Source organism: Arthrobacter sp. efr-133-R2A-63 (assembly GCF_030209795.1).
Lineage (GTDB): Bacteria > Actinomycetota > Actinomycetes > Actinomycetales > Micrococcaceae > Arthrobacter > Arthrobacter bambusae_A.
In genome coordinates, this window is the sequence record NZ_JARVRG010000030.1 from 15,208 (window position 1) to 41,223 (window position 26,016).

Sequence of the window (26,016 nt, forward strand, 5' to 3'; positions counted from 1 at the left end):
CCCTACCCCGCAACCAGCTCAACCTCGTAGCCGTCTGTATTCACCAGATAGGCGGCGTAGTGGTCGGCCCCGCCTGCGTGGGGATACTTGCTTTCGAACATCTCATACCAGCCCGAGTCGGCGCCGAGCTCCCGGAGCCGGTCAACGCTCTCCCTGGTGCCGGCATGGAAGGCGAGATGGTTGAGGCCAGGTTCTGTCCTGCGGTGGGTGCTTCCCGTGAGCGCTGTGGACTGTTCGATCACGATGTACGTGCCTCCGAGTTTCCAGCTACACCCCTCGGGCCACTCCTGGAATTGTTCGTAGCCCAGTTCGGCCAACAGCCAGCCCCACTCTTCCTGCGCACGGCCGATGTGGGGTACCCAAATCTCTACGTGGTGCAGCACACCCACTGGAATATCGGCCATGCGCAGAGTCTACGTTTGCGGGGCGCCCGCGGGAATGCCGGGCAACTCCACCACGAACGCCGCACCGCCCTCAGGCGCCACCCGCACACTGATGCGGCCGCCCACCCGCTGCACGATCCTTGCCGCGATGGACAAGCCCAGTCCGCTTCCAACCGGCCGTTCTCCGCTGTACCTTGCAAAGAGCGCACCGCGTTCGAACGCGACGGCGGCATCCGCCTCCGTGAGGCCAGGCCCGCCGTCGCGCACTTCAACGGTGAGCCCGCTCCCGGTCGCGTAAGCGGCGAGCACAACCGGAGCGCTTTCGGGTGTCACGCGCAGGGCGTTTTCCAGCAGCCCGTCCACCACTTGGCGCAGCCGCTGGCCGTCGCTGCGTACCGGCAATGGCCCAAGAGGCAGTTCGAGCCGCCCCGCGATCCCGTTCTGGATGCACACCGCCTGCCAGGCCTGCCAGCTCTCGCGCAGGATCAAGGACGCGTCCACAAGCTGCAGTTCCACGCGGAAATCATCTGACTCAAGCCGTGCCAATTCCAGGAGGTCGCGGACAAAACGGTCCAGGCGGTTCGTTTCGGCCACGAGGGTCTGCCCGACCCCGCTCACGTCGTCGCCGCTGACCACACCGTCGGCAAGCGCCTCGGCGTAGCCCCGTAGCGCGGTGAGGGGTGTCCGGATTTCATGGGAAATGGAGAGCAGGAACTCGCGTTGGCGCCCCTCGCTGGTCCGGAGTGCGGCGTCGAGGGCAGCCAGTGCCTGCGAAACCTCCACCACTTCGGCCGGGCCGCCGGGCGCCACCGCCACGGATCGTTCTCCGGCGGCAAGCCGATGGGCCGAATGTGCCGTGCGTACCAAGGGCCGGCTCAACCATTGCGCCAGAAGGCCACCGGCCACGATGGCGAACACAAGGCAAACCGCGAGTGCAACCAGCATACGGCTCAGCAGGGGAGCGGCGGCCGCGCGGATTTCGGACACCGGCTGCGCCAGTACCACGCCACCGCCGGCCGCCAACGGCCGGGCCTCAAGGACCACGGTGTTCTGCGGACCGTTCACCGATGTCGAGACCGATTTTCCGGCCAAGACATCCGCTACAGTCTTCGCATCCACCAGCCTCGCCCCGCCGCCACTCACTCGGCCGTCGGTACTGATTTGCGCTAACCTCGCGCCGTGCGTGAGCAGGTCTGCGCGAAGGTCCTGCAGGCTGCCAAGGCTTGATTGCTTGCTCAGGGAATCGGCCTCGACCGCGAGATACTTCTTGGCTTCGTCCACGGCCGTGGCGTTGACCAGTTGCGCCGCCAGAAGGCCGGCAAGCAGGACGGCGACGGTCGCGACGGCGGCGATCACCGCCGTCGTGCGCCCCGCCAGCGTGCCAAACCAGCGCCTCACGTCGGTTCCCCGGCCGAGGGACGGGGGCCGGACGATGGGGAAGCCCCTGCCGAATAGCCGACACCGCGGCTCGTCGCGATGGGGGAGTGCCCGCCGAGCTTGGCGCGGAGCTGCGCGATGTGCACATCCACTGTCCGTCCGGCGGCGTAGCTGGCCTGCCCCCACACGGCGGACAGGAGCTGCTCACGGGAAAAGACCCGGCCGGGCTGGGCCATGAGATAGGCGAGGAGGTCGAATTCGGTGGCGGTCAGCGTGAGTTCCTCGGTTCCCGCGCGTGCGGTCCGGTTCAGCGGATCCAGTTCGACACTGCCCAGCACCAGCGGCTTGGGCCGTGGGGTGCCTTCGGTCCGGCGCAGGACCGCCTTGACCCGGGCAACCAGTTCGGAGGGCGAAAACGGCTTGGTGAGATAGTCGTCAGCGCCGAGTTCCAAGCCAAGGACGCGGTCCACCTCCTCATCGCGGGCCGTGACGAACAGCACGGGCGTCCAATCCTCGGCCTGCCTCAATTGCCTGCAGAGCTCGATCCCGTCCAAGCCGGGTAGCCCGACGTCGAGAATCACCGCGACCGGTTTGAGCCGCTTGATCTGTGCCAGCGCGGAAATACCGTCCCGCTCCACGTGGACGCCGAAACCTGCGCGTCCCAGATAGAGGCGCTGGATATCGGCAATTGCCTGTTCATCATCCGCAATCAGCACCAATCCGCGGCTCTCTTCCATGCGTCCATTCAACAGCAAGGACGGGGTGCCTGGAGTGTCATCGTCAGCCGGCGGGGACGGTTTTACATTCCTCGAACATTGGCCGAACAGTCAGTTCATGCGGCCGGACCAGGGTGTTGTGAAGAGCGCCGGCGGATCGACCACCGGCCGGAACAAAGGACACGAACCATGAACAACACCATCCCGAGCCCCGGTACCCCCGTTGAGGGCCGCAAGCGCACCAAGGCCCGAACCGTCGTCGTCGGCGTCCTTGCGGCAGGCCTCCTGCTGGGCGGCGGCGTGATTGCTGCCAACGCGGCTACCTCAAGCGGCACAAGCACGACGGCGGCAGCTACCTCCCAGCCGACAGCGGCGGCTGCCGTCGCGGCCAAAACGGCACTGGCGCGCCACCCGCTGGCGGTTGGCCTGCGGTTCTTCGTCAATGGGGACAGCAGCAAGCCGACCTACGGCCAGCGCGCCGCGAAAATCGCCACCTTCATCCTCGACAAGCGCCCGAAGCTGGCCGCAAAGCTTCCAGCCGCGCTGCAGGCGGACCTGAAGGCGCTGAAGGATGCGGCGGCGGGCGACCGGGTCGCGAAAGCCACCCACATCAGGGACACCGCATTGAACGGCGGTTACGGCCCGAAGATCCAGGCGCAGGCAAAACGGATGCAGGAGCAGAAGGCCGACCGCAAGGCCTGAAGGACAGGGCCTTGAACGACGGCAAGGCTGGTTGTTTGCAGCGATACCGCTACCAAACAACCAGCCTTGCCCCGCCGGCGCGGGCCGCCCGCAGCCCGCGCCCGCAGTCTGCCTAGGCCGGGACGGGGTCCCTGCCCGAACCCGCCGCCACGAGGTTGCCATCGTCGAACGGCATTTCGTCCAGGTCGATCAACGGGTTGGTGTCCTGGGTGGCCACTAGTTCGCGGGCCTCGGCCGGGGTGTCCACGCTCGGCATGGAGCCCGGGAGCGGGCGCTGCGCGGATTCACGCAGGAAGTAGATGGCGATTGCGCCGACCACCGACGTGCCCATGAGGTAATACGCGGGCATCATGTCGTTGCCGGTGCCCTGGATCAAAGCGGCCACAATGAACGGCGTGGTGCCGCCGAAGATCGCTACGGAGAAGTTGTAGGCGATGCCCATTCCCCCGTAGCGGCTCGAGGTCGGGAACAGTGCCGGCAGTGCAGAGGCGAGGTTTGCCACGTAGAACGTCACCGGGAAGGCGATCAGGGCCAGACCGGCAAGCGTGGACCAAATATCGCCGATGCCGATCAGCAGGAACGCCGGAACAGCGAACACGACCGTGCTGATGGCACCGATCCACAGTACGGGCCGGCGGCCGATCCGGTCGGAGAGCTTGCCCGTCAGCGGGATGCAGACTGCCATGATGACCAACACGGGGATGGTCAGCAGCGTGCCGTGAATGGGGTCGTAACCCTTGGACTCGGTCAAGTACGTGGGCATGTACGAAGTCAGCATGTAGCCCACGGTGTTGGCGGCCGCCGCAAGGATCATGGCGAGGATAATCTGGCGCCAGTAAGCCTTGACGATGCCGATGGGGCCCTTGGCTACTGCGGCGTCGCTGGCTGCGGCATCCGCGGCGAGGGCTTCCTGTGCGTCCAACGTGGCTTGGAACTGGGGTGATTCCTCGATCTTGCTACGGAAGTACACGGCGATGACGCCGAGCGGACCCGCGATGAGGAACGGCAGCCGCCAGCCCCAGTCCTCCATGGCCGACTGGCCGATGGTGAGCTGCAGGATGGACACCAGGGCCGCACCAAGGGCGAAGCCGATGTACGAGCCCATATCGAGGAAGCTCGCAAAGAAGCCGCGGCGCTTGTCCGGAGCGTATTCGCTCACGAACGTGGTGGCGCCGGCGTATTCGCCGCCCGTCGAGAAACCCTGGACGAGTTTCAGGATGACGAGGAGTGCCGCCGCCCAGATACCGATTTGTGCGTATCCAGGCAAGAGTCCGACGGCGAAGGTGCTCGCAGCCATCAGCAGGAGTGTTGTGGCGAGCACCTTTTGGCGGCCCACCTTGTCACCTAACCAGCCGAAGACGACGCCGCCGAGCGGCCGCGCCACGAAGGTTGCGGCGAAGGTTCCCAGTAGGAACAAGGTCTGCACGGACTTGTCGGCCTCGGGCAGGAAGACTGGCCCCATCGTGGTGATGAGGTAGCCGAACACGCCGACGTCGTACCATTCCATGGTGTTGCCGACGATCGTGCCGCCGAGTGCCTTTTTCAGCATGGGCTGGTCAACGACGTTGACGTCGGATACCTTGAGTCGACGGCGTGTGGGAAGTTTCAATTTTGAGGCACCGCGTGGGGCGGTCTTGCTCGTTGCAGCAGCGTTCCTAGCGCCTGCTGAAGAGTCGGTAATGCTTCGGTCTGTGGGCATTTGTGTTTCTCCTAGGGAGATCATTTGCTTGCGACATACAGCTGCTCCGCTCTGGGCAGGGTTTCAATTTTACGCGAGATTCGCCGGATCTTAGAGTCGGGCTCCGAATTTCGGGGCCGTTCCGGGCCCTTTCGGACGCAAATGTCTGACATCCATGTGCCGCCTGCAGCCCCGGAATCACGCGGATTTTCCGTGTTCAGGACTTCGTTACCAAATTGTTTGGTTCAGGACCGCCAAATGCACAGTTTGCTGATCAACCCCGGTGGATTTCCTGTCGTTTTCCGAGCACCACCGTGGCGTCGAATTCTTCGGAATGGACCACCCTCGCGGACAGCCCGGCGCCCCGGAAAAGGGCCGCCGTCGTCGGGGCTTGCCGGACGCTCGTTTCAATGAGCAGCTGACCTCCGGGAGCCAGCCACAACGGAGCCTCCTCGGCGATCCTGCGCTGCACGTCCAAACCGTCCGCGCCGCCGTCGAGCGCCACCCGCGGTTCATGCACGCGGGCCTCCGGCGGCATCATCCCGATCGCCCCCGTGGGGACGTAGGGGGCGTTGGCCACAAGGACATCAATCCGGGCGCGAAGGGCGTCCGGCAGCGCCGAATAGAGATCGCCTTCATGGACATGTCCGCCCGCCGGCCCGATGTTGCGGCGGGCGCAACGGACCGCGGCGGGCTCGACGTCGGCCGCGTGAAGCTCGATGCCGCCCACCGCGGCGGCCAAAGCAGCTCCCACGGCACCCGAACCACAGCAGAGATCGACGACGACGGCGCCCGGCCGGGCGAGGCGGGACGCCTCCTGGACGAGGTACTCCGTGCGGCGGCGGGGGACGAACACGCCCGGGTCCACGGCGATCTGCTGGCCGCAGAACTCAGCCCAGCCCAGGAGGTATTCAAGGGGCAAACCTGAGACGCGCTGCTCGACCAAGCGGTCGAGGTCTCCGGGGGCGTGCGCCGCCGCGATCAAGAGCCGGGCCTCGTCCTCGGCGAAGACGCAACCGGCAGCACGGAGCCGTGCTGCGACGGCGGAATGGGAAGGCCGGAAGGTGGGTGCTGACATGGGAGAGCCTTTCGGGACACCGAGGGGTGCTCTGCGGGTCATGCTAGCCGAGAGGGGACCTGGAGGCCACGAGTGAAACGGCTCCGCCAAAACCGGGGTTCACAAACACGGCCCGGATTGTCTAGGGTGGGTGCATGGGAACACTGATTTTTGAATAGACCAGCGGATCATCGCTGAGTTTGAACCGACAAAAATCCACGCCTGTTGAGGCTTCGCCTCCGCGCCGTTCCTGTTGCTCCCCCCAGAACCAGGGTCTCGCAGCGGACGTCACGTCCCGATACCTCCTCCGGCACATCAAGAGCTTTAAGGAGTCCACTGCATGACACCGAACACACCCGAAACCGACGCCGGGCACGAGCCGGAGGCGCAGGAAACCGACGCCCCGGAAGCTGGGGTCAAATCGAAACTGACTGACGCCCAGAAGGAGATGCTGGCCAGCAAATCCCGCGGCGGGGCAGCGAACAGCTGGCAAAGCACCGGAAAAGGGCACAAGCCCACCCAAGCGAGCGGCAAGCTGGCCAAGTCCGAGAAGAAGGTCCGCTGGTAGAACCTGCAGACAAGCGGACCGCTCCCACCTAGTATGGAAAATCCCTTCGTTTCAATGCAGAAAGGAAGAACAATGGTTGCGAAGCGCGTTGAGCAACAAATCAACTCCGAGGTAGCCAGCCATCTGGTCGAGTCCATGGACAAGGCGCCCATGCCGGCCCCTGAAACTGTGGCCATGACGCTGGGCTCGACCCAAGCACCTGCCTGGCCAGACGGCAGTGGCAAGTCCAAGCACCCCAAGGATCGCGGGGCCAACCACGGCCGCGCGGGCCAGCAGGCTGCGGTCACAGCCGTCCACCGCACCAGCCGTCCCCAACTGCCGCACTCCTCTTAATAAGATTTCGACACGGAAAATGCCCTGCGACACCGGAATTCTGGTGGCGTAGGGCATTTTCCGTGTCGCTGAACTGTTCGGGCTAGGCGCGCTCGACGTCGGCGGGGGACTTGTCGGGGCGCCAGCCGCGCCAGACGGGGTGCCGCATCCTCTCGGTGGCGGTCCAGTCGCCGAACGTCACCTCGCCCACGAGTTCGGGGGAAACCCAGTGCGCAGTGGCGGCGTCCTCGGCCGGGATGTCGTGGAAGGGTGAGTCCGGGCGATCGAGCCCCTGCAAGCGCTTGAGGATGTCGCGCAGTTGCCAGTCTTTGAACCCCGTGCCCACCCGGCCGGCGTAGCGCAGCTTGTCGCCGTCCGGAATCCCCACCAGCAACGCACCGATGGTCCCGAGTCTCGCCCCGGCGCCGGGCCGCCAGCCACCCACCACCACTTCCTGCGTGCGTTCCAACTTGAGCTTGATCCAGGATCTGCTGCGTCGGCCGGGCTGGTAACGGCTGTCGGCGCGCTTGGCCATCACTCCCTCCAAGCCAAGCTCGGCGGCGCTCGCCAGGATGTCGTCGAGGTCATGCTCCAGGACCTCGGACACATGGATAGGGGAGCCCCTCGCCGGCAGTTTCGCGTGGAACGTCGCCAGCCTTTCGCGGCGCTCGCTGAGCGGCAGGGAGGTGAGGTCGGCACTGGCTTGGGAGCTGGCGTCGTACAGGAGGTCGAACACCATGAGCTGCACGGGGACGGACGCCCGGGCACGTTCGACGTCGCCGGGTTTGAAGAGGTTCATCCGCCTCTGGAGCAACTCGAAGCTGGGGTGGCCGTTCTTGCTGAGTGCGACGATTTCGCCGTCGGCCACGAAGTCGTGGTCCGGCCAGTAGCGCGGATCCGCCAGCTCCGGATAGGTGGGTGTCATGTCGATTCCGGAGCGGCTGGTCAACCTGATCTTGCCGCCCGACCCCGATACGATGGCCCGGAACCCGTCCCACTTGAGTTCAAACAACCAGTCGCCGGCGGAGACATCTGCGGTTGTTCCGGAGGTCGCGAGCATAGGTGCGTAGCTGGGGGTTCCGTTCGACTGCGGAGCGGCGTTGGGCAACAGCACCGCCCGGTGGCCCGGTTTGTCCTTCATCAAGTGGATCAGCCATTGCGACGGCGACTCTCCGGTGTGGATGAGCGCGAAACGCCGGGTGCCGTGCAGACCGCCGCCGGGCTTGCCGGTGAGGGTTGCGATGACTTCCTTGCCGTCGCGCCATTTTTCGCATTGGAACTCGCCGCTGTCCCAGATGCTGACCGTCCCCGCGCCGTATTCGCCCTGAGGAATGATTCCCGCGAATTGCGCATATTCCATCGGGTGGTCCTCCGTGCGCACCGCGAGGTGGTTCTTGTCCGGAGTGTCCGGCACGCCCCGCGGCAAGGCCCAGGACGCCAGGACGCCGTCGTGTTCCAGCCGGAAATCGAGGTGGAAACTGCGGGCGTGGTGCTCCTGGATGACGAAGATTCCGCCGGGAGGATTCGGTTCCGCGTCGTCCTGGAGCGGGCGCGAACCTGGTTGGTGTCCGACGGCGGGAAACGGTTCCGGGGTCCGCTGCGGGTCGCGCTTGTCCACGTAGGTGGCCAGCCGCGGATTCACGGCGGTGGCCGCGGCCGTGCTGGTGGGGGTGCCCGCGGCGCTGGTGCCGGCCGCGACCGCGGCGAAGGGGTCGTTTCCCTCTTTGACGCGCCTCATGACGGCTGTGAAGTCCAGATGCTCGAGCTTGGGGGAGGCGAGTTCCCGCCACGTCCTCGGTGCGGCCACCATCGGATGGGCCCGGCCGCGAAGGGAGTACGGGACAATGGTGGTCTTGTTCCCGCTGTTCTGGCTCCAGTCCACCAGCACCTTGCTGTTGCGCAGGGTCTTTTTCATATCACTGACCACGAGATCCGGATGGTCGGCCTCGAGCGAGCGTGCCAGCTCGTGCGCGAACGCGGAGACCTCCTCCCATTTGCGGGTCCCATCGAGGCCGGCGTAAAGATGGATGCCCTTGCTGCCGCTCGTCACCGGAACCGGATCAAGTCCGACGTCCTGCAGGATGCTGCGCGCCAACTTGGCGACTTCGACGCATTCGGAAAGGCCGGTCCCCGGACCCGGATCGAGGTCCAGGACAAGGCGGTCCGGTGGCAACATGGTTCCGTCGGCGTCCACTTTCCATTGCGGCACGTGGATTTCCAAGGCGGCAATTTGGGCCAGCCAAGTGAGCGTGGCGAGGTTGTTGACGAGCGGGTAAACGTTGCTGTGTTCCCTGTGCTGGATGGTGACCCTGGGAACCCATGACGGCGTGGAGTCGTCCAGGTTCTTCTGGAAGAACATCGGCCCGGGATCGGCCGTGGTCCCTACTCCGTGCACCCAGCGCTTCCGGGTGGCGGGCCGGTTGGCGGCGGCCGGGATCAGGAACGGGGCCACGGCGGCATAGTATTCGAGCACTTCGGCCTTGGTGGTGCCAGTCTCCGGGTAGATGATTTTGCCCAGGTTGGTGAGGGTCAGTTCATGGCCTTCAACGTTGACGCGCTCCCTTTGGCTGGTTGCCACCTCTTCACCTCCGCCTTGTTGTGATGTTCACTTAGTGCATGAGGGCCATATGGAAGGGTTCTATCGCGTTCGGGCTGGTCAACGTACCCGTCAAGCTCTACAGTGCCACCGAGGACCACGATGTCAGTCTCCACCAGGTCCACAACAAGGACGGAGGCCGCATCCGTTACCAGCGGAAGTGCGAAATCTGCGCCTCTGTTGTGGATTACGAGGATATCGACAAGGCCTACGAAGAGGAAGGCCGCACAGTTGTGCTGTCCGCGGCCGATTTGAAATCGCTGCCCGCGGAGAACAGCCGCGAAATCGAGGTGGTGGAGTTCGTTCCGGCCGAGCAGTTGGACCCCATCATGTACGAGCGGCCCTACTATCTCGAGCCGGATTCCAAGTCTCCCAAGGCGTACATGCTGCTTCTGCGCACTTTGCAAGACACCGAACGCGTCGCCATCGTGCAGTACGCGCTGCGTCAGAAGACCAGGCTGGGCGCGCTGCGGGTACGGGGTGACGTTCTGATGCTGCAATCGCTGCTCTGGGACGACGAGGTCCGTGAAGCCAACTTCCCGTCGCTGGAAACCGACGTCAAGATCTCGGACAAGGAACTGGAGATGTCCTCGGCACTGGTGGACTCCATGGCCCGCGACTTCGAACCAGAGCAATACACGGACAACTATCAGGTTCAATTGCGCCAACTCATCGCAGCCAAGCTCGAAAAGGGCGATTCCATCGACACCGAGGAGACGTTCGGCGTGGCAGCCAGCGAAGGAGAAGGCGGCGAGGTCATCGACCTTATGGAAGCCCTCAAACGGAGCCTCGACAAGAAGCGGGGCAAGGCATCCGCTGGATCGGCCGCTGCGTCGTCCACCGAAGAGTCCGACGACGGTGCCACCGCCAAAGTGGCCAGCAAGCCCCGGGCGAGGGTCAAGAAAGCCTGACGCACCGCCGTCGTACGCTCCACGAAGACCGGACATGTCCCTCCGTGCGTGCGCGGGAGCTTATGCACATGTCCCTCCGTGCGTGCGCGGGAGCTATGCACATGTCCCTTCTGCGAAGCGGGGAATGGACATGTTGCGATTATGTCCATTCGTGGCTCTGGGCGGAGGGCATGTCCCTTGTGGGCGTGGGTGGTTCTTCCCACGAAAACTGGACATGTCCCTCGGAGGGCCTAGTGGTTTCGCAGCGCCGAGATCAGCTCGGCTTTTTTCTTGCCTGAGTACCCGGTGAGCCCCAGTTCCTTGGCGCGCGACCTTAGTTGGGGCACGGTCCAGTCCTCATAGTCGCCCGAAGTGCCGCCACGATGGCCGATTTCCTTGCGGCCTTCCTTGGCAGCGGCATTCGAGATCCTCGCGGCCTTTTCCTTCGAGGCGCCATCTTCCCTGAGGGTTTCGTAGAGTTCGGGATCCTTGAGGCTGGGATTTTTCTTGCTCGGCATGGGTTCCTCCTCCGGTCGAGCCCCTGGTTAGGACGGAAGCTCCATCCGGAACCCGCAGCGGCACTGCAACACCTTTGTCGCGAGATACACGTCGAGAAGGTCGACGGTGGGATCCTCAGTGGACATCGGCGCATACACGCTGTGGAATCCGGTTCCTGAAATTTTCATGGGTTCGCCGCAGTGGATGTACTCACCGCCGAACTGCAGCACGCCTGACACCGTGCCCCGTTGGTTCAGGATGGCCGCGACATCCTGGAACGTCGCAGGATGGGCATAGAACGTATCGCATTCAACGCACGTGTAGGCGACATCCACGAGCCCTGTTACTGGTGGTTTGAGAGGCTCGATGGAATCCATGATCACGTGCTCGGCAGTGCGGCAATTGCCGCACCAGATTCGTTCCGCCCGGGGGTGAGACGCGCCGTCGGGAACGATCGGGTCAGAGATAGTCGGCATCGACTTAACTCCTTGAAGCGGAAGTGCGGCTCCCGCGCGAGGCGGAAGCCGCACTTCGAGCGGATTTAATCCTTCTTGAAAGCGTCCTTGACCTTTTCGCCGGCCGACTTCAGGTCGCTCTTGCTCTGATCCATCTTGCCTTCGGCTTCGAGCTTCTCGTTTCCCGTCAGCTTTCCAGCCGCTTCCTTGGATTTGCCTGCAAGCTTTTCTCCGGCATTTTGGATCTTGTCATCTGCGCCCATGGACGTACTCCTTTTGCTGGTAATGGATTTACTTCGTTCCGCCAAACGTGTGGGGCCTGGCCACTGGGCAGGCCTCGGAATGTCGTGGTCGGTCAGACGCCGTGCGACCTTCGGCCGGACATGAAGCTGAGAAGCCAGCCGATAGCCGCGACGATCAGCAGGACCACGCCGACCCAGAGGAGCCAGCTCACGGCCTGCGAGAAACCTCCGACGAGCAGAAGAACGATTGCCACAACGCCTGCAATGATCAGAAGAGTGTTCACAGTGACACATTCCTTACTTCAGCGGGACCGCTGGCAAGCGCCCGGGCCCCTTGCGATGTATTCGGTTGTCAGTTCGCTTGCGAACTGTTGTTCCCCACCAGGCCCCCAGACCCCATGCGGGGTCTTGTTACAGCGGATGCCACCCGTTTCCCGGAATATTCGTCCGGTACGAACCGACATCGACTGCATCCATCGTACTACTAAGCACGCTTATCAAATCAAGTACTAAGTACACTTACAAAGATTTTTGGGTTTAGTCGTAGGCTAAACCCAAGGTCGTGCGTCGGTTCCCGGCGCTCGCATCGGACGGTCGTCTAGGAGGAGAAAACGTGAAAGCATCGCAAACCCTGGCAGATAATCTCCAGCTGGTCCTGACGGATCTGATTGAACTCCAGCTCCAAGGAAAACAGGCCCATTGGAACATCGTCGGGGCCAATTTCCGGGACCTGCATCTGCAACTTGACGAACTCGTCGCAGCCGCCCGGGAGTTCGCCGACGAAACCGCCGAAAGGATGCGTGCGCTCCATGCCCTTCCGGACGGCCGGAGCAGTACCGTCGCTGCCTCAACCCGGCTGGAGCAATTCCCGGCGGGATTGACGAAGACCAAGGATGCCGTGCAGCTCATCACCGACCGCCTTGAGCGGACCGTCCAGACGATGCGCGATGTCCACGACGAAGTAGACGAAGAAGACCCCACGACGGCGGACCTTCTCCACGCCTTCATCGCCCGTTTGGAGCAGCTCGCCTGGATGATCAGTGCCGAGATCATGTCAGCGAGCGCGTCCGTGGCAGACCCACAGGAAGCTTAGGAAACCGGATAGCGAAGTACGGCGCCAGGCATGCCACGGCTCCGCCGCAGCAAACCCGGCACTCCAGGGATTTCCCGGCGAAGGTCCGGCCGCGGATTCAGCTATTACCATACGGACGGATCGCTTATCGCTGGTGGGGATCGCCAGCGCCTTGACGCGCTGGCGATTCCTCCCGCATGGGCCGACGTCTGGATATGTCCGTTCGAGAACGGACATATCCAGGCAATGGGAGTGGACGACGCCGGCCGGAGCCAATACATCTACCACCCGGAATGGCGCGCTCGTCAGGACTCTGAGAAGTTTGCCCGGGCTGCGCGGCTCGGAGCCCTCCTGCCGCAGGCACGCCGCCTGGTCTCCCGGCACCTGCGGGAGTCTCCTTCGGAGAAGACCAAAACCTTGGCCGCGGCCGTGCGGCTCATGGATCTCGGCGCGTTGCGCGTTGGTTCCGATGGCTACACGCGCCGCAACGGCTCATACGGGCTCACCACGCTCAGGTGCAAGCACGTGCAGGTCAACGAGGATACGGTTTCCCTGAATTTCCCCGGGAAAAGCGGTCAAACCTGGGATTCGACCATCGAGGACCCTGTCCTGGCCCGATTCCTGGGGCCTTTGGCAGGCAGACCCGGCAAGGAATCCCTGCTGGTCTTCGATGAGGGTGAGGGACCGGTCTCCCTTAATGCCTCGATGGTCAACGAGTACCTTCGCAAAATCACCGGCGGCGACTACACGGCCAAGGACTTCCGCACCTGGAAAGGCACAGCAGCGGCCGGCATGGCGCTCGCAGGCCCTGCTTCAAAAATGCCGCCCCGCCAGCGGGTCCTCGAGGCCATCAAGCAGACCGCTGAAATTCTCGGCAACACTCCAACGGTGGCCCGCGCGGCCTACGTCGATCCCCGCATCGTGGAGGGATTCCTGGCCGGTGACCTCGAACAACTCAAGGCCCGCGAGTCGGATATCGCGGCCTACCTTGGGTCATTGCCCTGATTAAACAAAGGAGCATGCTCTCCGTTGGCTACCAGGGTTGGACATAGTAGGAATATGTCCGTCCCCGAGTGCCAACGGAGAGCATGCTCAGTGGGTTATTCGGCGTCGTGGTCCGTTTCGAGGATCTTCACGAGGCGGTCCAGGGCTTCGTCGGCCCCGGCACCTTCGGCGCGCAGGACGACGACGTCCCCGAATGACGCTCCGAGGCTCATGAGGGAGAGGATGCTGGCGGCGTCCATGGCGTCGTCGGCGGGCTCGCCTTCGCGGGCGATCGTGACCTCGATGTCTAGTTCGCCGGCGGCTTCGGCGAAGATGGCTGCCGGGCGGGCGTGCAGGCCGACGCGGCTGGCGATGGTGGCGGTACGTTCGGACATTGTTGCTCCTTCGATTGTGGGCTTGGGAAAAGTCTAGAGACCCAGCTCGTCCAGGATAGGCAGCTGGGCGCGAACGGCTTGCCGCGCGGCGGATGCACTCGGTGCGGCCAGCGCCGCCGTCGCGAGCTTTTGGGCCTGCGACACAGTGACGGTTGCCAGGACGGCGGAAACGGCGGCAAGAGCGCGTGCACTCATCGAGAGCGTAGCGACGCCCAGTCCAACGAGTACGACGGCGAGGGCCGGGTCAGCGGCTGCCTCGCCGCACACTCCCACGGGCCGGGCAGCCCCACCCGCGCTGGCGGCAGCAGCTCCGTCGGCGGTCAACTTCACGAGCTGAAGCACGGCCGGCTGCCAGGGGTCGTTGAGTGTGGCTAGCGGGCCGAGTTGGCGGTCGGCGGCCATTGCGTATTGGGTGAGGTCGTTGGTTCCGAGCGAGGCGAAGCTGACTTCGCGCAGCACGGAAGCGGCAGTCAGGGCAGCCGAGGGGACCTCCACCATGACGCCGGGAGTCTTCAATCCGGCGGCGGAGCAGAGGGCTGCGAAATGCGCGGCTTCCTCGGCGGTGGAGATCATCGGGGCCATGACCCACACTTCGGCCTGGTTGGCGGCCTCTGCCGCGGCGATCGCGGCGAGTTGGCGTTCAAGCACGCCGGGGGACGTGAGGTCGGTGCGGTAGCCGCGGACGCCTAGCGCAGGGTTCGGCTCGTCCGCGTTGGTGAGGAACGGCAGCGGCTTGTCCGCTCCGGCGTCGAGGGTCCGGACCACCACCTTCTTGCCGGGGAACGCGGCGAAGACGGCGCCGTAGGCGGCGATCTGCTCCTCGACGGTGGGTTCGTCGTCGCGATCCAGGAAACAGAATTCGGTGCGCAAGAGACCGACGCCCTCGGCACCGGCGTCGGCGGCCTTGACCGCGTCGGCACCCGTGCCGACGTTGGCGAGCAGCGGAACCCGGAACCCGTCGGCCATGGCGTTGCTCCCGCTGAAGGCTGCGACGGTGGACGCTTGGGTGGCCCAAACCTTGGCCGCCAGGCGGAGTTCCTCGCCGGGGTCAACCGTGATGGTGCCGGCAGCACCGTCGAGGTAGACCTCGGTGCCGTCCCCGATCTCGTCGACACCCGCGGCGGCGACGATCGCGGGCAGGCCGAGGGCGCGGGCCAGGATGGCGGTGTGGGACTGCGGGCCGCCGCTTGAGGTGATCAGCGCGATCACCTTGGCGGGGTCCAGGGTAGCGGTGTCCGCCGGGGCGAGGTCCTCGGCGGCCAGGATGAACGGAACGTCCGACGCCGGGATGCCCGGCGCGGGCAGTCCGCGCAGTTCAGAGACGATGCGGGCGCGGACGTCAAGGACGTCCGCGATGCGCTCCGCCATGTAACCGCCGAGGGCCTTCAACGAATCGGCAACCGTGGCAGCTGCCTCCCAGATGGCCCGTTCGGCGGTGCGTGCGCCGCCCGGGGCCTCGGGGGAGAGGAGCCTGATGGCCGATTTCACCAGCATGGGATCGGCGGCCATCAGGGCTGTTGCTTCCAGGACCTCTTTGCCTTCGCCGGACGCCGTCGCGGCCCGGGCACGGAGTTCCGCCTGCACGGCCTTGGCGGCATCCTTGATGCGCTGGCCCTGCGATTCGACGGTAACGTCCGCAGGAATATTGACGTTCTCGTGGGGCTCTTGAACCGGCTTCGGCATCTGCCGCACCGGCCCCAGAACACGCCCGGGGGCAACGCCTACTCCTGAAAAGGTCTGCATGGATTTGTCCTCTACTTGCTGATTGGCGGGTTGTTCAGACTGCGACCGGAACAGGAACCTGCTCTGCCTCAACCGGCTTCCGGACTGCCCAACGCTTGAGCGCGAGGAGGACCAGGGCGGTGATAACCATGCCGACGATGATCGAGATGACGAACATGGCCAGGTTTCCGATCGCGAAGAAGACGAAGATGCCACCGTGAGGGGCTTGCGAAGTCACGCCCGTCGCCATGCACAGCGCACCGGTTACGGCGCCGCCCACCATGCTGGCGGGGATGACGCGGAACGGGTCGGCAGCAGCGAAGGGGATGGCGCCTTCGGAGATGAAGGACGCGCCCAGCAGCCAGGCGGCCTTGCCGTTCTCGCGCTCGGCCAGGCTGAAGCCCTTCTTGTTAAGCGTCGTGGCCAGTGCCATGGCAAGCGGGGGAACCATGCCGGCGGCCATGACCGCAGCCATGATCTGGAGCGGTGCAGGGTTGGCCAGGCTACCGGCACCCAGTCCGGCGACGGCGAAGGAGTAGGCAACCTTGTTGACGGGGCCACCGAGGTCGAAGCACATCATGAGGCCGAGGATGATGCCGAGAACGACGGCGGACGCGCCGGTCATGCCGGTCAGCCACGTGTTGAGCTGCAAGGTGACCCACGCGATGGGACCGCCGAGAACCAGGAACATCAATCCGGAAGCGACGATCGATGCCAGCAGCGGGATGATTACTACAGGCATGAGGCCACGCAACCAGCGCGGAACCCTGAACGTGCCGATCCAGTGCGCGGTCAGGCCGGCCAGCAAACCGCCCACCAGGCCGCCCAGGAAGCCCGCGCCCATGAAGCCGGCAACAGCGCCGGCCACGAAACCAGGCGCAATGCCGGGCCGGTCGGCGATGCCGAAGGCAATGTAACCTGCCAGGGCAGGGACCAGGAAGCCGAGGGACAGCCCACCGATCTTGAAGGCCACCGTTCCCAAGTAGAGCGCAAGGTTGCCGTTGGGAAGATTGAGCAGCGTGTTGTGGGCCAGAATGTCATTGGCCTTCGTTCCCAAGGCAATGTCGTAACCCGCCAGGAGGAAGCCCAAGGCAATGAGCAGGCCGCCACCGGCGACGAACGGGATCATGTAGCTGACGCCGGTCAGAAGGACCTTCTTGACCTTGGTGCCGAGGTGCTCGCTCGCAGCCTCCGACGCCTGCTCGGCGCTCTCTTCGGCGCCGAAATGCGGGACACGGTGGGCGTGCGGGTCGGTCGCGGCGGCGAGGGCTTCCTGGACCATCTTGGCCGGCTCGTCAATGCCGCGCTTCACGGGCGCGTTGATGACAGGCTTGCCGGCGAAGCGCTCCTTGCCACGGACATCGACGTCAACCGCGAAGATCACGGCGTCTGCGGCAGCGATGACCGACGGGTCCAGCGCGGTGAATCCGCCCGAGCCTTGGGTTTCCACCTGAAGGTCGACGCCCATTTCCTTGGCCGCGGCCACGAGGGAGTCGGCAGCCATGTAGGTGTGGGCGATGCCGGTGGGGCAGGCCGTGACGGCGACGATGCGCTTCGGTCCAGTCGACGAAGCGGCGCCGGCGGACGCCGGGGCGGCCTCGGCAGCCGACCCTGCGGCATGCGCAGCCGGCTTGTCGGCCAGGGCGCCTTCAACCAGGTCGACGATGTCCTGCCCGGTGGCAGCCGCGCGCAGCGCCGCTGTGAAGTCCTTCTTGATGAGGGAACGGGCCAGCTTGGAGAGCAACTTCAGGTGCTCCTGATCCGCTCCTTCCGGGGCGGCGATGAAGAAGATGATGTCCGCGGGGCCGTCCTTGGCGCCGAAGTCCACCTTGTTCGAGAGGCGGGCCATTGCCAGGGCGGGCTCCGTTACGGCAACGGAGCGGCAGTGCGGGATGGCGATGCCGCCGGGTACGCCCGTGGCAGTCTTCTGCTCGCGGGCGAAGGCGTCCGCGAAGAGCCCTTCAACCTCGGAGGCGCGCCCTGCTGCGGCAACTTTGCCCGCCAGGAAGCGGATGACATCGGCGGGGGAATCGCCGAGGTTCTGGTCAAGGGAGACCAGTTGGGGGGTGATGAGCTGGGTCACTGTTAGTCCTTCTGAAGGGCCGTGATGGTTACGGCGTCGGGAGTTGTTTGGTGGACCGCCGGGACAGTGGAGCCCGGCAGCGAAGCAGCGGCGGCACCATGTGCCACAGCCTGACGGAGGCAGTCCTGCGAGGTTCCGCCTTTGGTGGCGGCCAGCAGATAGCCAGCAAGGGATGAATCGCCGGCACCAACTGTGCTGACGGCTTGGATCGGCGGATGCGTGGCGAGCCACGCGCCGTCGGCGGTTACCAGGACGGCGCCCTTCGAACCGAGTGTTGCGAGTACTGCACCCACACCGCTTCCGACGACGGCGGCGGCGGCCCTGGCGGCAAGGCCGGGGTCCGCTTCCAGTTCGTCAGCCGTGTGGACGTCTGTGAGGCCGGCTGCGGCGGCCAGTTCGGCCAGTTCTTCCGCATTGGGCTTCAAGAGATCGGGCTTGCCATTGATGTTGCCGAGTGAATCGCCGGTGATGGCGGCAATCAGCGGAGCCCCGGAGGAGTCAATTGCTATAAGCGGCGGTCCGCCGTTTGCAGGATCGTGGTGCGTGGAGCGGAGCCGGCGGGCGACCGTGGCGTAGAAATCCGCCGGAACTCCTGGTGGGAGCGATCCGGCCAGTACCACCCAGCTCGCGCCACGGGAGCGGTCCAGCAGCAGCCCGATCAGGGCTTCCTGCTCGTCCAGGCTCAACTCCGGGCCGGGTTCGTTGATCTTGGTGGTGACGCCGTCCGGTTCCGTGAGCGTCACGTTGCTGCGCAGCGGCTCGCTGATGGGAAGCGCTGCGTAGGGGACGCCGTCGTCGAGCAGCCCGGCCAGGACGGGATCGGAGTCTCCGCCCGGAAGGACAGCAACGGTGTCCAGGCCCGAGGCGACCAGTGCCCGGGAGACGTTGACGCCCTTGCCGCCCGAGTGTTGGTGGACAGCGACGGCGCGCTGCACCTCGCCCCGGGCCAGAGGCGCAGGGAGTTCGACGGTACGGTCAAGGCTCGGGTTGGCGGTCAGGGTGACGATCATGCGATCACCACGTCGACGCCGGCCTCCGCCAATGCGGCGGAGAGCTCTTCTGAGGGTTCGTGGTCAGTAATCACGGTGTCCACATCCTTAAGGGCAGCGAACTGGATCAGGGTTTCCGCGTCCAGCTTGGAGGAATCCGCGAGGACGACGACGCGCCGTGCGGACGTGACGAAGGCGGCCTTGACGGCGGCTTCTTCGGGGTCAGGGGTGCTGAGCCCGAACGTGGCGTGGATACCGTTGGCGCCGACGAAGGCGATGTCCGGGCGGAGCCGGGAAGCGGCCTCGACCGTGGACTGGCCGACGGCGGCCTGGGTGAGCCCGCGGACGCGGCCACCCAGGATCTGGAGCGCGATGTGCGGGTTTCCGGAGAGCTGTCCGGCGATGGGAATGGCGTGGGTGATAACCACCAGTTCTTCCCGCGGGCCGTTCCCGTTGGAAGAGGCGGCGCGCAGCGCGGTGCGCTGGTCCAGCAAGCGGGCGAGGGCTTCCGTGGTGGAGCCGGCATCGATCAGGATGCTGCCGGCTGCGTTCTCGGGGATGAGCGCAAGGGCGGCCTCGGCGATCCGGACCTTTTCCGGTTGGCGCTGGATGGCACGCTCAACCACGCTCTCCTCGCGGGTGCTGAGGCGGTCCGACGGGACTGCCCCGCCGTGCACGCGGCGAAGGTTGCCGGCGGATTCGAGGACAGCAAGGTCACGGCGGACAGTCTCCGTGGTGATGCTGAACCGATCCGCAAGGTCAGTGACGCTGACCCGTCCACGCTCGGCGACGAGCTCGGAGATCAGCTGTTGGCGCTCCTCGGCAAACACATACCCTCCATTGCGTACAAGCTCCAGGTACATCAGTGACTGCGATCACATGATGTGGAATTGCTTGACTCTATCTTTGTTCATGTTGGTCTGTCAACAGAAAACAACATAAACAAAGATTTTGGCTTGGGTTGGGGCTGATTTTGCTTGGATGAGGCGACGGATCCGGCGTCGAGCGGGCGGCGTCGAGCGGGCGCGGCGGAGGGCGCGACGGCGCCAACGTCTAACCGGTCCGACGCAGGGTGGCTAGTCCCGGAAGGGGGTAGTCGGAATTGGGGCTGACCGCCCTAGCGCCGGACCGGAGGGTTCCCTACGGCCACTCGATCTCCCGAAGGGCGGGGTAGTCGATGGGGAGGTTGTCCGGGTCGGGAGGGTCGGGCAAGCGGGACTGGGTGGAGGAATCCGCTTCGTATCGGTTCTGGTTTCGCTTCCGGTCGAGCTCACCCGAATCTTGCCGGGAGTCGTCTTCGGGTCGTCGCTGTTGTGCGCTTTCTAGCTTCATGGTGCTTCCTTCGGGTAATGCTGCAAGTCGTGGCTAAGCAGGTATTTCCAACTCGAATCCGCAACTGCATCTCAAGACCTTGGTGGGGAGAAGGGCTTCGGGGGGCGAGCTGCGCGATCGGGGCCTGCCCGTCTGCGGTACTCCGAAGCGCCGCTGTGCGGTTTTCACTTCACGGAGGGGTCCGCTGCAGTGGAAATAGTGGCTTCCAAACTCCAGGAGGCCATCCTGAATCCCCCGACGATTCAGGATGGCCCCCGCCTGCTGGACGGTGGCCGCGTGGCTGTAGGAAGACCCGCAAGAAGTGCACGTGTAGAACACGGCAATCTGTTGGGAAAACCTTGGAGCCTGGGCCTGGATTGATTCGATGATCAGGTGCTTGTCTGTTCCACAACCGCCACACCAAAGGGGAGAGGCCCCTGGATGATGCGGTTCATGAGGAATCGCGGATTCGGAGACGGTCGACACCGACTAGCCCCGTACCGGTAACAGGCATTTGCTCATCAGGCAGCACCTTCACGTTGAGTGACATGGCGCCCGGCTGCTTGAGCGAAAACAGGCCGAAGAGTTCGGCCCTGTCCGGAATTCTGCACGGACTGTAGAAGAATTCTGCACTGCGCATCTCCGGTGCGCAAGACCGTCGGGGATTTTGTCCAAGTGGTGGACGTTGTTTTGGGGCGCTCTTTTTCCTCCATTTCCGGCCCGCTGCTCGTAGACTGAGCCATGGACGAAATGGGCCTGAATGCCTCCGTAGTCGGACAACTCCAGGATTTGGTCATCGACAGTGAAGACGTCGGCGGCTTCCTCGAAGACCTTGCGGTATTCACGGCCTCGTCGGTGTCCGCTGCGCGCGGCCAGGATGTCCTGTGCGGGATCACGTTGAGCCGGCGTCGGCGGTCCATGACGGTTGCAGGAAGCAGCCACGAAGCCCGCCTCATTGACGAAGTGCAGCAAGCCTACGGAGACGGGCCGTGCCTGGAAGCGATGAGAACCCGGAAGCCGGTACTCGTTTCCGACACCTCCACCGACTCGCGGTGGCCTGAATACTGCGGCACCATTGCGGAGCGCGGGCACTTGGCCGTGCTTTGCGTGCCTTTGGGCCTGGAAGAAGGCGCGACGGCGGCGATCAACCTTTTCGCCCCCCAGGGCGATGCCTTCGATGAGGCCTCCATCCGCAGCTGCGAACAATTCGCAAGCCAGGCAGAGAAGGCCCTGCGGCTCGCGGTTCGGATCGGCGCCAGGCAGCAGCGTGCCGAGGACCTCGAGCAGGCCATGCGTTCACGGACCGCCATCGATCTGGCAACCGGCGTCATCATGGGCCAGAACAAGTGCAGCCAGGAGGAGGCCTTCAGGATTCTGACCAAGGCCTCAAACGGCAGGAACCAGAAGCTGAGGGATGTTGCGGAATCCCTTCTCCAGTCCTTGACGAACGAAACGCCCGTCTTGCACTTCGAGCCTTAAGCGACTCGGCTAGCTGCGCTCGGATATTTCCTTGACGCTTGCCACGAGGCTGTCCCACATGCCCTTCGAATGCGCGGCTCCCTCCGGGCTCGCGTTGTTGTCCTGGGCCAAAGTCAGCCTGGTCATCCCGTCTTCAGGCTCCAAGGTCCACGTCAGCGTGTGGTAGTTCTCCGGGGCGTCGACGTGGCCCGACAGCGGGCTGAAATGGGTGTTCACCAGCCGCTTGCCGGGCTCGAATTCGAGGATGACTCCCTTGTCCTCGTACTCCTTGCCTTGCCACGTGCCACGCCAAACAATAGGTCCGCCAACCGTCCAGTCGGTGGCAACCTCGGCTCCGAACATGAACTCCTTGACGGCCCGGGGGTCGGTGAGCACTGACCACACCCGATTGGCGCTTGCCTGGATCGTGATGGTTGAACTCGCGATGAAATTTCCTGTCATGTCAGTCTCCTTTGCCACGTGGTCGGCATCCGGGCGCCGGCGCAACAGAGTCTACGCCCGGGAGTGACGGCCGGCGGAGCCGTTCGGAGTTGCGCTTTCGGTCCCGTCAAGATACTCATGGCGTTTTCTCTTAGGCTCGCAGCACGTCTCGGAATTGTGGCTCTGAACTGCGGCGATAGTCGGAGTTCGATGGTCGTTAGGCAGTTCGCCCTCGGGGTGCATGGACCATCGTGCAGTTTGCCCACGTCCGGAAAAGCCGGGTCCGTAGCGTGATGTCTCACACATCGAGTTCCCATACAGAACCATGAGGAGACATACATGCCGAACTACAGGGTGTCCATGGACATCGGCGGAACGTTTACCGACATTGTCGCTTACGATCAGCACGCCGGAACCTATACGGCCACCAAATCATCCACGACACCGGGGAACCTGAGCGCGGGCGTCATCGCCGGCCTTGAGTCCATTGTCGACGACCTGTCCGACATCGAGTTCCTGGTCCACGGCACCACCCAGGGATTGAACGCCTTCCTTGAGCGCCGCGGCGTACCGGTGCTGCTGCTGGCCACCGCCGGCGTCGAAGACACCTATCACATTGCCCGCGGCCCACGCCTTGAGCTCTACAACGCCCAGTACCGCAAGCCTTCACCGCTGCTCGAGCGCAAGGACGTCATCGGTGTTGGAGGACGCCTGGATGGGCAGGGCCTTGAGATCAGGCCTTTGGACGAAGTTGCCGTCCGTCAGGCAGGCCGTCGGGCGGTTGCCGAAGGTTACGGCGCAGTCGCCGTCGCATTCCTGTTCAGCTACAAGAACCCCGCTCACGAGCTTCGGGCCCGGGAAATCCTGCTCGAAGAACTAGGCGAAGATTTCACCGTTTCACTTTCCCACGAGGCCGCGAAGGAATGGCGCGAATACGAGCGCACTTCATCCGCCGTCGTCGAGGCCTATACCGGACCAGTGGTCCGCAACTACCTCCTGGACCTCGAAAAGAAGCTCGGGGACCGCGGGGTGGAAGCCCCGCTGCACATCATGCAGTCCTCCGGCGGGGTACTCACCGCCGAGTCCGCACGGAAACGCCCGCTCCAGACGCTCCTCTCGGGCCCGGTCGGGGGCGCCATGGGAGACGTCGAACTGGCCGGCGTTTCGGGAAACCGCAACCTGATCGGCGTCGACATGGGCGGAACGTCCTTCGATGTCTCCCTGGTAGTCGACGGCAAGCCCGATGTCTCCACGGAGGCACATCTTGAAGGCCTTCCAATGCTCATGAGCGTGGTCAACATTCACACCGTGGGCGCCGGCGGGGGCTCGGTCGCCTGGCTCGAAGCCGGTGGCCTCAGGGTCGGCCCGCGTTCCGCGGGAGCCACTCCCGGACCTGCCTGCTATGGACGTGGAGGCACGGAACCCACCGTCACCGATGCCAACCTGGTGCTGGGGCGCGTGGACCCGGACTGGTTCGCAGGCGGACAGGTCTCCTTGGACCGCGAAGCGGCGATCGCCGCCCTGAAAACGGTTGGCGACCAGCTCGGCCTGGACCCCATTGCCATGGCCGAGGGGATCTGCGACGTCGCCAACTCCCAGATGGCCCAGGCGATCCGGACCATCACGATCTCCCGCGGGATCGAACCCCGGGACTTCGCCCTCGTCGCATTCGGGGGCGCTGGTCCCATGCACGCAGTCTTCCTCGCCAAGGAACTGGGCATCCCGGAAACAGTCGTCCCCCGGTTCCCCGGAGCGTTCTCGGCCTGGGGCATGCTGCAGACCAACATCCGCAAGGACTTCTCGGAGCCGTATTTCTACCTCGACGAGGATATCGACGTGGCCCACATGGCCGGCGTGCTGCGGTCGATGGAGACTGAGGGCCTGAGCTCCCTAGCCTCCGAGGGGGTGCCGGAGGACAGCCGCCTCACCAATGCATCAGTGGATGTCCGCTACCAATCGCAGGAATTTGCCCTGAACGTTCCGCTAACCTCCGCTGACGAGCCGGAATCCACCGACTTCGTTGCCGCGTTGGCCACGCGTTTCTCAGCGATGTACCACGAGCGCTATGGGCATTCCAACCTCGGGGCGCCCATCGAAATCGTGGCGCTACGGACACAGGCCGTCGGCGACCTGGGCCGTCTTGATGCGCCACGTTTCGCCACCGCACAGAGCGCTGAGTTCAAGCATGAAATCCGTCCGGTGGTGTTTGAGCACGTCGAACACCAGACCACCGTGGTCCGCCGTGACGACTTGGCCGCCGGCCATGCCTTCGAAGGCCCCGCCATCATCGTGGAACAGACGGCCACAACGGTGGTGCCCCCCGGCTTCGACGTCACCGTCGACGAATTCGGCTCACTGATCATCCGCACTCAAGACGTCGAAGGAAACTGAGGTACCACCAATGACAATCACAGCAGTCAAGACCCTGGATCCAGTCACCGTGGAGATCATCCGCAATGCGCTTACCAGCGCGGCGGACGACATGAACGCCACCCTCATCCGCTCCGCCTACTCACCCATCCTTTACGAAGGAGGGGACTGCGTCGTGGCCCTCCTGGACACCGAGCACCGCGTGCTCGGACAGTCCGCCGGGCTGCCACTGTTCTTGGGCAACCTGGAAACCTGTTCCATCGCGGTCGAAGAACTGTACGGCCGCGACGTCTGGAAGGAAGGGGACGTCTGGATCCTCAACGATTCCTATCTTGGCGGAACCCACCTGAACGACGTCACCATTTTTGCCCCGATCTTTGACGATGGCGCTGTGGTCGGCTTCGCAGCCACCCGTGCGCACTGGATGGACATGGGCTCCAAGGACGTCGGCGGTTCCATGGATGCGACAGACATCTTCCAGGAGGGCTTCCGGATGGGCCCGGTCAAACTGATCGAGGCAGGCATTGAAACCTCCGTCGTGGATCTGATCCGAACCAATGTCCGCTTCCCCTACCAGACCATCGGTGACATGCACGCGATGATCGCGGCCCTTCGGATGGGCACCACCCGGATGAAGGAACTCGTGGGCCGTTACGGGATGGACCAACTGGATGCTGCCCGTGATGAGATCTTCCGTCAGACGGAGGAAATCGAGCGTGAAACCGTCCGCAACATTCCCGACGGCGTCTACGAAGCCGAAGGCATGTTGGACAACGACGGCATCAACCTAGACACTCCGATTCCGATCAGGCTAAAGATCACTGTCTCTGGCGACACCGTTGATTTCGACGTAACGGGATCGGCTGACCAGACCATGGGGCCGGTCAACTGTGGCGCCGCCCAGGCCGTCTCCGCACTACGGGTCGGCTACAAGCTCCTTGTCAGCCCGGATTCCAACTCGAACGGCGGGTCCTTCCGGCCGTTGACCACCCAGGTGCGTTCAGGTTCAGTTCTCGGCGCGGTGGCGCCAGCCCCGTGCCAGTGGTACTTCTCCCACCTCGGACTACTGATCGACCTGGTTTCCAAGGCCATGGCGCCGGCTATGCCCGAGCGGGTTGCCAGCGCCAGCCACGGCGACTCGATGATCATCACTGCAGCCGGTTTCGATCCGCGCTTCGGCCGCAACTTCGTGACGATGGAGGCCACACTTGGCGGTTGGGGAGCCTGGCAAGGCACCGACGGCGAGTCCGCCATGATCAACAACGTCAACGGCTCCCTCAAGGACCTGCCCATCGAAATGATGGAGACCCGCTACCCATTCCGCATCAACGAGTACTCCATCCGCCCCAACTCAGGCGGCCCCGGCCAGTGGCGCGGCGGCAACGGAGTCATTCGTGAATACGAGTTCCTGGCCGACTGCGTCGTGGGGCTCTGGTTCGAAAGGTCCAAGACCCCGGCCTGGGGACTCTTCGGCGGCTCAGACGCCCAAGGGCCCGAGGTTGTGTTCAACCCAGGCCGCAGCGATGAGGTCCGCACCCTGAAAGCCAACGCCCGCAAGGTCAAGGCCGGCGACATCGTCCGGCTCGCAGTCGGCGGCGGCGGCGGCTTCGGGGACGTCTCCCAACGCTCCCGGGACGAGATCACCTACGACATCGTCAACGGCTTCATCACCGAAGACTTCGCCAAGACCCACTACGGATACTAAGCCCCGCCCACA

The 26,016-nt window shown here is 64.4% G+C and carries 26 protein-coding genes; 9 read left to right on the forward strand and 17 right to left on the reverse strand.

What is annotated here, in order from left to right; translation table 11 throughout:
• Positions 1-2: 2 nt before the first annotated feature.
• The 3 genes from QRN45_RS16345 to QRN45_RS16355 are packed head-to-tail and all read right to left on the reverse strand — an operon-like array spanning position 3 to position 2,497.
• A complete protein-coding gene (locus QRN45_RS16345) occupies positions 3-404 on the reverse strand; it encodes a VOC family protein (RefSeq protein WP_241707235.1) in 402 nt (133 codons plus the stop codon).
• 9 nt (positions 405-413) lie between these two features.
• A complete protein-coding gene (locus QRN45_RS16350; protein ID WP_284764030.1) occupies positions 414-1,781 on the reverse strand; it encodes a sensor histidine kinase in 1,368 nt (455 codons plus the stop codon).
• Positions 1,778-2,497, reverse strand: coding sequence for a response regulator transcription factor (locus QRN45_RS16355; protein WP_284764032.1), 720 nt, complete (start codon positions 2,495-2,497; stop codon positions 1,778-1,780). The genes QRN45_RS16350 and QRN45_RS16355 overlap by 4 nt, the downstream gene beginning before the upstream one ends.
• Before the next feature lie 168 nt (positions 2,498-2,665).
• On the opposite strand from QRN45_RS16355, the gene QRN45_RS16360 reads away from it, so the two are divergent.
• Complete coding sequence (locus tag QRN45_RS16360; protein WP_241707238.1) at positions 2,666-3,178, forward strand: hypothetical protein; 513 nt, start codon at positions 2,666-2,668, stop codon at positions 3,176-3,178.
• 112 nt (positions 3,179-3,290) lie between these two features.
• Here the strand turns inward: QRN45_RS16360 and QRN45_RS16365 are convergent, their stop codons facing one another.
• Both QRN45_RS16365 and QRN45_RS16370 read right to left on the reverse strand, forming a co-directional pair.
• On the reverse strand, positions 3,291-4,877 hold the full coding sequence (locus QRN45_RS16365; protein WP_264637213.1) for an MFS transporter: 1,587 nt from the start codon (positions 4,875-4,877) through the stop codon (positions 3,291-3,293).
• Between the two features lie 253 nt (positions 4,878-5,130).
• The gene (locus tag QRN45_RS16370) at positions 5,131-5,934 is read right to left on the reverse strand and encodes a putative protein N(5)-glutamine methyltransferase (RefSeq protein WP_284764034.1); all 804 of its coding nucleotides are present in this window, start codon (positions 5,932-5,934) and stop codon (positions 5,131-5,133) included.
• Between the two features lie 319 nt (positions 5,935-6,253).
• On the opposite strand from QRN45_RS16370, the gene QRN45_RS16375 reads away from it, so the two are divergent.
• On the forward strand, positions 6,254-6,481 hold the full coding sequence (locus tag QRN45_RS16375; protein ID WP_078106874.1) for a hypothetical protein: 228 nt from the start codon (positions 6,254-6,256) through the stop codon (positions 6,479-6,481).
• Between the two features lie 72 nt (positions 6,482-6,553).
• Complete coding sequence (locus QRN45_RS16380; RefSeq protein ID WP_078106873.1) at positions 6,554-6,814, forward strand: hypothetical protein; 261 nt, start codon at positions 6,554-6,556, stop codon at positions 6,812-6,814.
• An 82-nt stretch (positions 6,815-6,896) separates the two neighbouring features.
• Here the strand turns inward: QRN45_RS16380 and QRN45_RS16385 are convergent, their stop codons facing one another.
• On the reverse strand, positions 6,897-9,371 hold the full coding sequence (locus QRN45_RS16385) for an ATP-dependent DNA ligase (protein WP_284764036.1): 2,475 nt from the start codon (positions 9,369-9,371) through the stop codon (positions 6,897-6,899).
• Between the two features lie 38 nt (positions 9,372-9,409).
• Between QRN45_RS16385 and ku the strand changes: the two genes are divergently transcribed.
• On the forward strand, positions 9,410-10,300 hold the full coding sequence (gene ku, locus QRN45_RS16390; RefSeq protein ID WP_078106871.1) for a non-homologous end joining protein Ku: 891 nt from the start codon (positions 9,410-9,412) through the stop codon (positions 10,298-10,300).
• A 230-nt stretch (positions 10,301-10,530) separates the two neighbouring features.
• On the opposite strand, the gene QRN45_RS16395 is transcribed toward ku, so the two are convergent.
• The 4 genes from QRN45_RS16395 to QRN45_RS16410 form a co-directional block, all read right to left on the reverse strand.
• The gene (locus tag QRN45_RS16395) at positions 10,531-10,797 is read right to left on the reverse strand and encodes a DUF7218 family protein (protein ID WP_241707242.1); all 267 of its coding nucleotides are present in this window, start codon (positions 10,795-10,797) and stop codon (positions 10,531-10,533) included.
• Positions 10,798-10,824: 27 nt separating this feature from the next.
• Positions 10,825-11,253: a hypothetical protein gene (locus QRN45_RS16400; RefSeq protein ID WP_284764038.1), complete on the reverse strand. Its 429-nt coding sequence runs from the start codon at positions 11,251-11,253 to the stop codon at positions 10,825-10,827.
• Between the two features lie 65 nt (positions 11,254-11,318).
• Positions 11,319-11,495 (reverse strand): CsbD family protein, encoded by a 177-nt coding sequence (locus QRN45_RS16405; RefSeq protein WP_234754057.1) that lies wholly within the window; start codon positions 11,493-11,495, stop codon positions 11,319-11,321.
• 92 nt (positions 11,496-11,587) lie between these two features.
• On the reverse strand, positions 11,588-11,758 hold the full coding sequence (locus QRN45_RS16410; RefSeq protein WP_139359614.1) for a DUF2207 domain-containing protein: 171 nt from the start codon (positions 11,756-11,758) through the stop codon (positions 11,588-11,590).
• 329 nt (positions 11,759-12,087) lie between these two features.
• Between QRN45_RS16410 and QRN45_RS16415 the strand changes: the two genes are divergently transcribed.
• Together QRN45_RS16415 and QRN45_RS16420 are read left to right on the forward strand one after the other, a co-directional pair.
• Entirely contained in the window at positions 12,088-12,567 is a 480-nt protein-coding gene (locus QRN45_RS16415) for a Dps family protein (RefSeq protein WP_078106867.1), read from the forward strand.
• 30 nt (positions 12,568-12,597) lie between these two features.
• Positions 12,598-13,551: a DNA topoisomerase IB gene (locus QRN45_RS16420; protein ID WP_241707244.1), complete on the forward strand. Its 954-nt coding sequence runs from the start codon at positions 12,598-12,600 to the stop codon at positions 13,549-13,551.
• Positions 13,552-13,646: 95 nt separating this feature from the next.
• Here the strand turns inward: QRN45_RS16420 and QRN45_RS16425 are convergent, their stop codons facing one another.
• From QRN45_RS16425 to QRN45_RS16450, 6 genes are all read right to left on the reverse strand, one after another.
• Positions 13,647-13,925 (reverse strand): HPr family phosphocarrier protein, encoded by a 279-nt coding sequence (locus QRN45_RS16425; RefSeq protein ID WP_059388405.1) that lies wholly within the window; start codon positions 13,923-13,925, stop codon positions 13,647-13,649.
• Between the two features lie 33 nt (positions 13,926-13,958).
• Positions 13,959-15,668 carry a phosphoenolpyruvate--protein phosphotransferase gene (gene ptsP, locus QRN45_RS16430; protein ID WP_284764040.1) on the reverse strand — a complete coding sequence of 570 codons (1,710 nt, stop codon included), beginning with the start codon at positions 15,666-15,668 and terminating at the stop codon, positions 13,959-13,961.
• A 34-nt stretch (positions 15,669-15,702) separates the two neighbouring features.
• Positions 15,703-17,730, reverse strand: a complete 2,028-nt coding sequence (locus QRN45_RS16435) for a PTS fructose transporter subunit IIABC (protein WP_284764041.1) — start codon at positions 17,728-17,730, stop codon at positions 15,703-15,705.
• Between the two features lie 2 nt (positions 17,731-17,732).
• A complete protein-coding gene (locus QRN45_RS16440) occupies positions 17,733-18,740 on the reverse strand; it encodes a 1-phosphofructokinase family hexose kinase (RefSeq protein WP_241707247.1) in 1,008 nt (335 codons plus the stop codon).
• Positions 18,737-19,549: a DeoR/GlpR family DNA-binding transcription regulator gene (locus QRN45_RS16445; protein ID WP_241707248.1), complete on the reverse strand. Its 813-nt coding sequence runs from the start codon at positions 19,547-19,549 to the stop codon at positions 18,737-18,739. The genes QRN45_RS16440 and QRN45_RS16445 overlap by 4 nt, the downstream gene beginning before the upstream one ends.
• A 310-nt stretch (positions 19,550-19,859) precedes the next feature.
• The gene (locus QRN45_RS16450; RefSeq protein WP_264637221.1) at positions 19,860-20,051 is read right to left on the reverse strand and encodes a hypothetical protein; all 192 of its coding nucleotides are present in this window, start codon (positions 20,049-20,051) and stop codon (positions 19,860-19,862) included.
• Positions 20,052-20,771: 720 nt separating this feature from the next.
• On the opposite strand from QRN45_RS16450, the gene QRN45_RS16455 reads away from it, so the two are divergent.
• Positions 20,772-21,509, forward strand: coding sequence for a GAF and ANTAR domain-containing protein (locus QRN45_RS16455; RefSeq protein WP_264637222.1), 738 nt, complete (start codon positions 20,772-20,774; stop codon positions 21,507-21,509).
• Between the two features lie 9 nt (positions 21,510-21,518).
• On the opposite strand, the gene QRN45_RS16460 is transcribed toward QRN45_RS16455, so the two are convergent.
• Entirely contained in the window at positions 21,519-21,950 is a 432-nt protein-coding gene (locus QRN45_RS16460; protein ID WP_264637223.1) for an SRPBCC domain-containing protein, read from the reverse strand.
• A gap of 318 nt (positions 21,951-22,268) precedes the next feature.
• On the opposite strand from QRN45_RS16460, the gene QRN45_RS16465 reads away from it, so the two are divergent.
• Entirely contained in the window at positions 22,269-24,320 is a 2,052-nt protein-coding gene (locus QRN45_RS16465; RefSeq protein ID WP_284764045.1) for a hydantoinase/oxoprolinase family protein, read from the forward strand.
• Positions 24,321-24,330: 10 nt separating this feature from the next.
• A complete protein-coding gene (locus QRN45_RS16470; RefSeq protein WP_241707253.1) occupies positions 24,331-26,004 on the forward strand; it encodes a hydantoinase B/oxoprolinase family protein in 1,674 nt (557 codons plus the stop codon).
• The last annotated feature ends 12 nt before the right edge of the window (positions 26,005-26,016 follow it).

What these genes read in the sequence shown, in the direction of transcription:
- QRN45_RS16345 (WP_241707235.1), bottom strand. Translation starts at nt 404, where the DNA reads ATGGCCGATATTCCAGTGGGTGTGCTGCACCACGTAGAGATTTGGGTA.
- QRN45_RS16355 (WP_284764032.1), bottom strand. Translation starts at nt 2,497, where the DNA reads ATGGAAGAGAGCCGCGGATTGGTGCTGATTGCGGATGATGAACAGGCA.
- QRN45_RS16360 (WP_241707238.1), top strand. Translation starts at nt 2,666, where the DNA reads ATGAACAACACCATCCCGAGCCCCGGTACCCCCGTTGAGGGCCGCAAG.
- QRN45_RS16365 (WP_264637213.1), bottom strand. Translation starts at nt 4,877, where the DNA reads ATGCCCACAGACCGAAGCATTACCGACTCTTCAGCAGGCGCTAGGAAC.
- QRN45_RS16370 (WP_284764034.1), bottom strand. Translation starts at nt 5,934, where the DNA reads ATGTCAGCACCCACCTTCCGGCCTTCCCATTCCGCCGTCGCAGCACGG.
- QRN45_RS16375 (WP_078106874.1), top strand. Translation starts at nt 6,254, where the DNA reads ATGACACCGAACACACCCGAAACCGACGCCGGGCACGAGCCGGAGGCG.
- QRN45_RS16380 (WP_078106873.1), top strand. Translation starts at nt 6,554, where the DNA reads ATGGTTGCGAAGCGCGTTGAGCAACAAATCAACTCCGAGGTAGCCAGC.
- ku (WP_078106871.1), top strand. Translation starts at nt 9,410, where the DNA reads ATGAGGGCCATATGGAAGGGTTCTATCGCGTTCGGGCTGGTCAACGTA.
- QRN45_RS16395 (WP_241707242.1), bottom strand. Translation starts at nt 10,797, where the DNA reads ATGCCGAGCAAGAAAAATCCCAGCCTCAAGGATCCCGAACTCTACGAA.
- QRN45_RS16400 (WP_284764038.1), bottom strand. Translation starts at nt 11,253, where the DNA reads ATGCCGACTATCTCTGACCCGATCGTTCCCGACGGCGCGTCTCACCCC.
- QRN45_RS16405 (WP_234754057.1), bottom strand. Translation starts at nt 11,495, where the DNA reads ATGGGCGCAGATGACAAGATCCAAAATGCCGGAGAAAAGCTTGCAGGC.
- QRN45_RS16420 (WP_241707244.1), top strand. Translation starts at nt 12,598, where the DNA reads ATGCCACGGCTCCGCCGCAGCAAACCCGGCACTCCAGGGATTTCCCGG.
- QRN45_RS16425 (WP_059388405.1), bottom strand. Translation starts at nt 13,925, where the DNA reads ATGTCCGAACGTACCGCCACCATCGCCAGCCGCGTCGGCCTGCACGCC.
- ptsP (WP_284764040.1), bottom strand. Translation starts at nt 15,668, where the DNA reads ATGCAGACCTTTTCAGGAGTAGGCGTTGCCCCCGGGCGTGTTCTGGGG.
- QRN45_RS16440 (WP_241707247.1), bottom strand. Translation starts at nt 18,740, where the DNA reads ATGATCGTCACCCTGACCGCCAACCCGAGCCTTGACCGTACCGTCGAA.
- QRN45_RS16450 (WP_264637221.1), bottom strand. Translation starts at nt 20,051, where the DNA reads ATGAAGCTAGAAAGCGCACAACAGCGACGACCCGAAGACGACTCCCGG.
- QRN45_RS16455 (WP_264637222.1), top strand. Translation starts at nt 20,772, where the DNA reads ATGGACGAAATGGGCCTGAATGCCTCCGTAGTCGGACAACTCCAGGAT.
- QRN45_RS16460 (WP_264637223.1), bottom strand. Translation starts at nt 21,950, where the DNA reads ATGACAGGAAATTTCATCGCGAGTTCAACCATCACGATCCAGGCAAGC.
- QRN45_RS16465 (WP_284764045.1), top strand. Translation starts at nt 22,269, where the DNA reads ATGCCGAACTACAGGGTGTCCATGGACATCGGCGGAACGTTTACCGAC.
- QRN45_RS16470 (WP_241707253.1), top strand. Translation starts at nt 24,331, where the DNA reads ATGACAATCACAGCAGTCAAGACCCTGGATCCAGTCACCGTGGAGATC.